This window comes from Herbidospora sakaeratensis (genome assembly GCF_001570525.1).
GTDB classification, from domain to species: domain Bacteria; phylum Actinomycetota; class Actinomycetes; order Streptosporangiales; family Streptosporangiaceae; genus Herbidospora; species Herbidospora sakaeratensis.
This window is the reverse complement of sequence record NZ_BBXC01000012.1, coordinates 180,551-188,656: the sequence shown is the minus strand read 5'-3', so window position 1 is coordinate 188,656 and position 8,106 is coordinate 180,551. Positions and strand designations below refer to the sequence as shown.

General features: G+C 64.9%; 2 protein-coding genes, 1 tRNA gene and 1 pseudogene. 2 read left to right on the top strand and 2 right to left on the bottom strand.

The annotated features are described in order from the left end of the window. Positions 1-281: 281 nt before the first annotated feature. Positions 282-354, top strand: a tRNA-Arg gene (locus tag AW271_RS19705). 574 nt (positions 355-928) lie between these two features. Further along, positions 929-1,736: pseudogene (locus AW271_RS19700) on the top strand (transposase family protein). A 148-nt stretch (positions 1,737-1,884) separates the two neighbouring features. Here AW271_RS19700 and AW271_RS19695 read toward each other — a convergent pair. Then, the gene (locus AW271_RS19695; protein WP_157554405.1) at positions 1,885-3,522 is read right to left on the bottom strand and encodes a competence protein CoiA family protein; all 1,638 of its coding nucleotides are present in this window, start codon (positions 3,520-3,522) and stop codon (positions 1,885-1,887) included. A 112-nt stretch (positions 3,523-3,634) separates the two neighbouring features. Beyond that, positions 3,635-7,978 carry a protein NO VEIN domain-containing protein gene (locus AW271_RS19690; protein WP_062338852.1) on the bottom strand — a complete coding sequence of 1,448 codons (4,344 nt, stop codon included), beginning with the start codon at positions 7,976-7,978 and terminating at the stop codon, positions 3,635-3,637. Positions 7,979-8,106: the final 128 nt, after the last annotated feature.

Sequence of the window (8,106 nt, the reverse complement as noted above, 5' to 3'; positions counted from 1 at the left end):
GGGCCGGCTTGGCGCGCAGGTACGGGGGGACGCCGAATTCGGTCAGTTCGGCGACGAATAAGCCTAAAGCCAGTACGGCTGGGGCCAGCAGGGCGGCGAGCAGGACCACGGGGCGGAGTGCGCGGCTGCCGGGTCGGCGTCCTCGGTTCACGGGGGTGAGCTCATCACCTCCCTCTCCTGGCGGGGGGGTGGTTGTCTTGGCTTTACCTTTGGGCGGGGGGGATTTGGGGTGTGGTGGGTGGCGCGCGGGGGGCTGTGGTTTCGCTAGGCTTGGGGGGTCGGCTCCCGTAGCTCAGGGGATAGAGCACAGGTTTCCTAAACCTGGTGTCGTAGGTTCGATTCCTACCGGGGGCACCTGATCATCTCCGTCTGACCTGCTGAAACTCGGCCGCAGGGATCTCCGACGGCGCGGTGGGTGGTCTCTCGTTTGGTGGGGCCTCAGACAGCCGGTCATCGGTGGTTCCGAAACATGCCCGGAATGAATCCGGGGCTTTTCCGCAGGTCAGATGGCGAGAACATGAAGGCCCCGGCATGAGCCGGAGTCGATCTCGCTAGCCGACGATCAGCCGTCGAGGACGCTTTCGATCCGGCCGCGAGACACGAGCACCGGTTTCGGGACGACAGGCACCTCAGCCGACCCGACGTTCAAGTTCTTCTGTCATCTCCCCGTATCCGTGTCACCGCCACACAAGAAGCGACGACCGGCAAAACCATCTATCGAACACGCATTCGATATTAGCGTTGTCATTCTGTAGAGCTTCACCACGGGCGAATAAGACTTATAAGACGAATCAGCGAGAGCCACGGGCAGGCGAGAGGTAGCGCAGCAGTGAGCCTTTTTCATCCCCTGTGGCGAGCTTCCGGTCACAGCATGATCGCGATGCTGGAGTACACCGATAACATAGTGAAGCCCCTGGTAGACGGGTTGATCACCACAACTAAATCCGCCACCACCAGGAGCTTCGAGTGTTTTTCTAGCGCTGCGGTCGATTTGTCGTGTTCAACGCTGAACTACGTGGCCGGGATCATCCGATGGCATTTGTAAGGCGATCGGGTCGGCGTGGCGGGCGCTCAGCCGGGCAGTCAAGCTCTTCTTGTGCTGGTCCACCTCCGCTAAGGTGAAACGTTCGCCCAGTTGGCAGCCGGTTTCGGGGTGTCGGTGGCGACTGCCTGGCGGTATGTGGCCGAGGTCGTGCAGCTGCTGTCGGCACGCTCGCCCAAGCTCGCCACCACCCTGCGCAAGGCCCGCAAGGACGGACTGCGGCACCTGATCCTGGACGGCACCCTCATCTGCGCCGACCGGGTCAAGGCCGACCAGCCGTACTACTCGATGAAGCACCGCACGCACGGGATGAACGTGCAGGTCATCGCGGGACCCAACTGCGCCGTCATCTGGACCTCGGGAACGTTGCCGGGGAAAACGCATGACCTGACCGCCGCCCGGATCTGGGGCATCCCCGCCATCTGGACGTAGCCGGGATCCTCACCCTGGCCGACAAGGCCTACCAAGGCATCGGCACCGAGGCCGTGATCACTCGTACAAGGGCAAGAACAAACCCGGGATGCAGAAGCGGGCCAACCGCTCCCACGCCCGGCTCCGCGGACCGGGAGAACGCGCGAACGCCCAGCTCAAGAGCTGGCGCATCCTGTAGCGGTTACGGTACAGCCCGTCCAAGGCAGGCCACCTGGTCAAAGCCATCGCGGTCCTTCAAAACCACCGACTCGCCAGAGGATGAAAAAGGCTCACTGTAGGGTCTCCACCCATTCATCCCTGCCATTTTTGACTTTGATTTTGACCTTGGCGGGCTAATTTCCCACAGTTACTCCGAGTTCCCTGTGCATCGATGTTGCCAGACATACTCACAGTCGCAGGCAGCGGTGGAATCAACCACCTTTCCGGTCTGACCAGCGAATTTCCGGTACCGGCCCAGGTGGTTGATTACTACCACCTCTTCTCCGGCCGTCACCGGGCAATTGCCCTCTGTACCGCGCAAGCTGGTCGAGTTGTTCCTGGTATTCGCCCTCCGGCAGTCCTGCCAAGAAGCGACTCAGGGCTTCGCGCAGTTCCTTGGCCTCCCGGTGCTTGCCTTGGGCATCAGCACGCTTAATCATCTCGAACAGGATGGACGCCTGATTTCTGTGCACCTCCTGTAGGGTCTTCTTTTCCTTCTTCGATGAGCCGGTCCTGCTGACATCAGTCGGGGGTTTCTTCGCCAGCTTCGGAGTCACCTGCGGCCCGTAAGCCCCCCCGTACATGCTCATCTGCTTCTTGGCCTGTATCTGCTGCCGTGGAGTGAGCTCGGGGATGAGTTCCTGCAACGCCGCCCGGACTCTCGCCGATGCCGCACGGTCGAGGGCGAGCCGCGCCCGCCTCAGTTCCGTGATCATGACCGTTGCCCTATCCCAGGCCGACGGCTGGGGTTTCTGCTTTTCGACGGCCTTCACCTCAGGTTCGTCGTGGAACAGGGGTGACAGATCTTGAGCGTGGATCGTCCATGTGAGGTCGCGCCCGCCGGAGTGGCTCTCCGCGACGACCAACGCCGGGGCCACGACCTGGTAAGGCCGTCCGACGCTCACTCCAATCGCCGCCTGGGGGAGCCTCACCCGAACGACGTCGGCCGGAAGGGCGGCGACCGGGCAGGAGATCTCGGCCTCAATGACCCGGCCCTCCGCGACCCTGGGCACCACGGTCAGGAGACTCACGCTCAGCGGGAAGCCGGTGACCGCCATCTCCGTTTGACGCTCGATCGCCGGAGGCGGCGTCGTCACGACCGCGTCGGCGTCCTGCGAGTTTTTCTGGCGGAGCAACTCGGCTAGCGGAGGGGTCCACAGGTGCCCCTTTTCGTCGAGCTTGCAGTCGGCGAGATCGGCGTACAGCGGAATCTTGCCGCCCACTTTGAGCCCGATCTGAACGGTTCGATGAAGCCCATCGTTCCGGCAGTCCACCGTGAAGGCGTGGCCCGTCCGCTTGATCATCTGCTTGGCGAGGGTGACGTGTGGGCCGAACAGCCACTCGACTCTCTTACGTCCCCGTCGATGCTCATCGTCGCGTCGAGGCCAATAGCGCTGCGGATCCCTGCGTAGATCGTCGCGGAGGGCAACAGCGATCAGCAGACCCGCGGTGGTCGTGATCGTCATGCCCGTGCAGGTCCCTCCCTGGCGGGGCACCGTCCCCTCCAGCATCACCGCTTTGACTCGATGGCCGTGCCTCTTCAGCCATTCCACGAGCGCGCGCCGAATGTAGAGGTGATCCGCGCTCGCCTCGTCGTTGCTAGCGCGCTTACAGGTGATGGGCAGGTCGGAACCTTCGGGGTGATGGGCGAAATGGGGCACCCGCGAGGACCCGATACGGGTGTAGAGCTCTCGCCCGCAACCGCCGAGCCACACGCCGCAGAAGAATCGTTTCGCGCTGTATTTCGACCGCAGGAGGATCGCGTCAACCCGCTCGAACGGCATCAGGATCGGCTCGTGCGATTCGGGCGAGCTGAGCACTGCGGTCTGGACCTTACGCTTGTCCGTCATCGACACCCGCCTTGGAAGGCCTGAGAGTGCGGAAAGGCTACAAGATCGGGGCAGCGGTCAACAGATCACCGCTCCCGTCCGAGTGGACACCACGCGATGTGGTGTCCAGACGTCACGAATTTCTTCCGCCGCTTGACCGGCGAGATGAGGGATGCTCGAAGTCCGGTTCGGCCGCGTCCTTCCAGCCGCCGTCAAATCCGAAATAGTCAATCCGGCTCGCGGGCTTCTGTATGCGGTAGATCTTGAATTCTTCGTCCTGCGCGTTCTCCACGACGTAGAGCCAGAACAGATCTCCGTCCTCGACCGCCTGCTCATGCTGGCGGCGCGACAGCATGACGCCGGCGACGGACCATTGACCGCCCGTCGACTTGACCTCGATCCGTCTCTCCAATTCGCCGCGCTCATCGTATGATTCGACGTCGAAGCCCGGGTTGCCGTGGGCCATTTCACGGGGATGACGGCCGCGTTCACGCTCATATTCCATGACGCGCGCAACGCCGGTCCTGTCGATCGGAGACTGGTCTGGCGCCTCGTCGCCGACGGTCCCGCGATCGCCCTCGTCCTCGTCGGTATCCACTACGTAGGAGCGCAGACGAGTCTGCCGCCTGATCCGGGTTTCCGGTCTACCACCCCTGCGGTTTCGCTCGCCGGTTACGTTGCCGCCACCAACGCCGCCACCACCAGCACGCGTACCGCGGCGGTTCTTCTTCTTGTTGCTAGGTTCTCCGTCTCCATCCGGCTCGGTTGCTTCGCCGTCGCCGTCTGCGGCGACGTCAGATGGGCGCTCGGCGTCCATCGGTGCGTCGTCACCGACATCTGCCGTGGGGCTCCACGAGGCTTCGTGTTCGATCGACTGAAGTCTCGCGATACCGAAGTCGTCGAGCGCGCGATGCGCCTCGTCGGGAGAGGCCGCACGCAGGATGGGCTCAAGCCGCATGGCCAGGGGACCAGGGTCGTCGTCGGGCGCGATGGCACGGGCGAGTTCCCGGGCGAGGGCGCGATCCGACGCCCCGTCGGCGGACAGTAGATGGCCCTCGTCGGGCAGCCAGATCGCGTCGGCGCCCTCAGGGCCGATCTCGTACGCGTGGCCGAAGAGTTCGGCGCGATAGGAGACCTGGAGCTGGGGCGCACGCAGGATCGTGAGTCCCCGCAGCTGGTCGAGGAGCAGCTCGTCGTCGAACACCCGCCGAAGCGCGCTTAGACGGTCGGCGATCCTGCCGCGGAGCTCGGTGTCGGCCCGTGCGTCGACATCAACCAGCCTGGCTTCGATGAGTTCTTCGACCCGCCGCACTCCGGCTTCGGCCAGGGCCGGCCAGATGCCGTGAACACGGGGGATCACATTGTGGGCGAGCTGCGGGAAACGCTGGTGCAGCGCCCGGCTGTCCTCGAATAACAGATGGTCCGGACGGGTCAGGATCCCGCGCGGATCAAGGGTTGAGCGTGTATGCCCCAGCGTCGGTAGGACGCGACCGGCCTCGGCATGCTCTAGGTGCTCGGACAGTCGGCTCCAGCAGCCGTCGATAGCCTCCATTCCCTCCTGGTCGACCGGGTCCGTGCCGTAGTCGTCAAGGATCGATCGCAGTACGGCCGCGATCTCGACCGGTCCGGGTTCGACCTTCACGCCGACGGCGTCGAAGAAAGGCTTGAACGAAAGCCAGGCTTCGGGCAGCGTCGTGCCCCACCTGCCGAATGGCGACTGCTGCCAGAACGCGGTCGCGGGTGTGACGAAGCGTCCCCGGCCGACGTGAACACAGCGGGCACCGCGCAGGCCCCTCACCGCGAGGTGGTCGGCGTGGGTGCTCAGCACCCGGTAGACGTCCGGGTTCATCTCGCTCGCGGTTTCCACGCAGTGGAGGAGATGCGCCACGACCGTCCCGACCGGAGGAGTCGGCGGCATGCCGAGCCAGGTCAGTTGAGTGAAGTAGCGGATCTGGAGGGCCGCGGACAGGCCGAGTTCCTTGCCTTTAGTGCCGTACAGATGGCGGGCGTTGGTGGGTAACACCTCGCCGGGTTTGGCACGTCCGCCTCGTTTGAGAGGGAGCCACCGTCGCGTGGTCAGGAAGTCGGGTGGGCCAGCCGACAGGTCGCCACGTACCTGGAGAGTCCGCAGCACCGCCTCGGCCACTGAGGCTTCCAAATCTTCGTCCGCGTCCTCAAGCCTCTGGATCGCGATGGCGAGGGCCTGGTCGGAAGGTGTCTTCTGCACGCCAAGCCAGTCGAGGACGCCGGGCACCACGCCGCTGACGAGTGCGACAGGCAGTTCCGGCGCCAATATCGATATTTCCCGAGACGGCAGGTGCGCGTCCGTCGCGGGATGGAGCCGCTGATCGGTGCAGGGCACGATCGCGGCCGACGCGAGGCTCTGCCTGAGTCCGGCGAGCTCATGCTGGTGGACCGCGATGAGCCTGAGAAGTTCGCTGGCCTGGCTCATGGAGATCCGCTGCGCCCGCGCTGCCGGGAGGGCGTGCAGTTGGATGTACTCGACGACATCGAGCGGTCGCGCGCCGAGCTCGTGAAGGAGTTTCCGATAGTCAAGTGCCGCCGTTTCGGCCACCAGGCTCGCGACCCCAATCGGGTCACGGAAGTCGTTGGGGAGCGACAGCATGGTCAAGGGCTCAAACCCGGAGGCGGTCGGGAAGATCGGAAGCGCGGCGATCTTCGAACGTACGGCGGGAGTGATCCCCGCACTGTTCCGGTTCAGCCACTCAAGGAGGTGGTCGGAAAGCGCACCGAGCACGTCGGTGTCGAGGTGCTCCAGGATGCGCGCGGCATGCGCCACGTCCAGTGGCTGACATGCTTCCTTGAGCCCAGGGCAGTGCGTCTCGATCGTCTCCACGTCCGCGATCAGCAGATCCTCGACCAGGAGCTCGAACAGCGTGCTGTCTTCGTCCGATGCCGGCCACACCACCCGAGACGGCGGCGCGACCATGCCGTTGCGGCACGGAACAATCGCCGCCTCCCCGATGCCGTCGATGTTTGCCACCTTCCCCGGCAGGCGTTCGAGCGCGTCGAGGATCTGGATCAGTTCATCGCGGTTCAGCGGGCCGTCCGATGGATCGAACGCCTCGGTGATGCCTTCGGAACGGAGCCGCCCGATGACATCCCGGCCGGCCAGCAGCTTTATTCCAAAGTCCGTGTACACGCTGTTCGTGTACAGGCGGCGGCGCAGATGCCGGGCGACCACCGGCAGACCGATCTTGACCAGTGCTCCGACTGACTCGTAAAGGTCGGCGTCGGCCGGTAACAACACGTCTTCCGGGCGCGCGCGGTGGCCGGCGATCGTGTCGACGACGAGAAGGCCCGGGATCACCCGACGCAGGTCGCCGAGATACGTCGCGGCATGGTTCGGCTGATCGGTGCCTGCTCGGGTGGACAGGTCCTTGATGCCTCCCAGGAACTCCCAGAACGCCGGCACGCCGAGTTGGTCGGCGAGCCTGCCCGCTTCCTCCGCCACGCCCCGTGCGGCCGCGGAGACGGCTGCCCGGTTCCAGTCGGGGTGCGACCCGGAGGACTCGAAGCGAACGCTCTTCCGGTCAGTGCTGGGGAAGAACGAGGCGTTGACGTGGGCGGGCAGTCCGCTGGGGGTCTGAGTCGGCAGCGTCGCGTAAAGCACGCCGGATTTGAGACCCTGATCGACCGGCACCGCGACGGTGACCGTCGCGGATCGCTCCGGATTGATGAGGCCAGCCGCATGGACCACCAGCGGGCGGGCAGCCGCCGGGAAGCCCGAGTGGATGATGATCCACCGCGTGCTGGACGCCGCGTCGCGCACGATTAGCCCGTCGTCCACGTCCTCGCGCACGATGCGGGACCTGCCCCGCGACGTTTCGAGCTCGATAGCGGTCACATGGCGCAGAAACAGCACCATGGCGTGGGAGCCGTCGACCAGCGCCATCTCGAGTTCCGCGATCGTCTCGTCGGTCACCTGCGGGACTTCGAGTTTCTCCCGGAGCAGACTGGCGGCACGGGCCCAGGGCAGAACGAACGTCGTGCCCGGCTCTCCGTGTGCCCTGACGCATCGCCCGTCACATGATCGGAGACGCTGGCCCTCCTGAGCGGCCTCGTCAAGGATCCAGTGCTCATCGCCGTACAGAAGCTCGGGCGAATCCGTGATCTGGTAGACCGAGGTGAAGCCGACCCCGAACGCTCCGGTCGTCGCTGCGTCCCCTGCCTTGGTGCGTCCGGCGAACCGGCGGAAGGCGTGCAGGTCACATCGCTTCGGCCAGGGGCAGTTGTCGCCATCCTCGCCGCAGTCGGTGAAGTCGCCGTCGTTCCATACTGTGAGGGCGTCTTCGGTGACCGTGAATTTCACGGTGGTGGCGTTCCCCGCGTCGTCGGCGTTCTGTGTGAGTTCATGCGGGATGGTCGTCGCCCCGCCGAGATCTCGCAGCGTCGTCGCGAGCGCGTCGAGATAGTCGGACGACTTCGACAGTGTCCGGCGCTTCCGCTTGCTCACGGCAGGCGTGGCTGCCAGTCGGCGACCGCGCCCGGACCTGTCAGGGCGCGATTCTTCGGCTCGGTCATGGATGGCCCCCTGAGTCTGAGTAGCGGGATGTTCTTGCTCATAGAGACTGGTCATCGCGA